Here is a 681-nt window from a genome sequence, read left to right as displayed (position 1 = left end):
AGAACAGGAAAACGACAATGGCGAAGTATCGGAAGAAGCCGGTTGAGATTGAAGCGGTGCAATTCACCTACCCGCCAACCGATGAGTTGAAGGAATTTGGCGGCGTCCATCTCAAAAACTTGCGAAAGGCACGTCATCCCGGCGCGAAGGCGGAAGTCGATATCATCACGCTTGAAGACGGCTCCGACGGTCGTGCCAAGCATGTGGCGACCGAAGGCGACTGGATCATCAAGGGGGTTAAGGGTGAGCTTTATTCCTGCAAGCCGGACATTTTTGAAGCCACTTATGAGCGCGTGGTTGATCGGTCTGACACTCATTCCCACGAAAAGGGGCAAGACCCTCTAGACCCCCTTATCGCGGCAATGTGGAGAAACATCGAAGAGCAGGTAGCCGAGATTCGGCAAAGCGCCCAAGACACGAAGCAGAGCATCCGCAAAGGCGCAAGGCGGACCTCACACCGGTTTTCGCTATGAGCCCCTAGATGGCCTAAGCCGGTCGCGTTCGGTGAATTCAACGTTCGGGCGAGTATGAATCATTTCAATGACGGCTCGACTATGGATTATCTCGAATCACTACCTGAAAGCTGCCACCTGGCCCGGGTTATTCATCAGACGACTTGTTTGTGTGTGTGCGATGGCTATGGAATTGACCGGGCGCACTTGAGCGTTGCGCTGGCATTCC

At 54.2% G+C, this 681-nt stretch carries 1 protein-coding gene; it reads left to right on the top strand.

Features of this window, described 5'->3' with window-relative positions; all coding sequences use genetic code 11:
- A partial coding sequence (locus E1297_RS49535) for a hypothetical protein (protein WP_209015557.1) occupies positions 1-473 on the top strand: 473 nt, incomplete at its 5' end.
- Positions 474-681: the final 208 nt, after the last annotated feature.

It is taken from the genome of Roseibium sp. RKSG952 (genome assembly GCF_009711355.1).
This window is presented reverse-complemented; position numbering and strand designations above follow the sequence as displayed.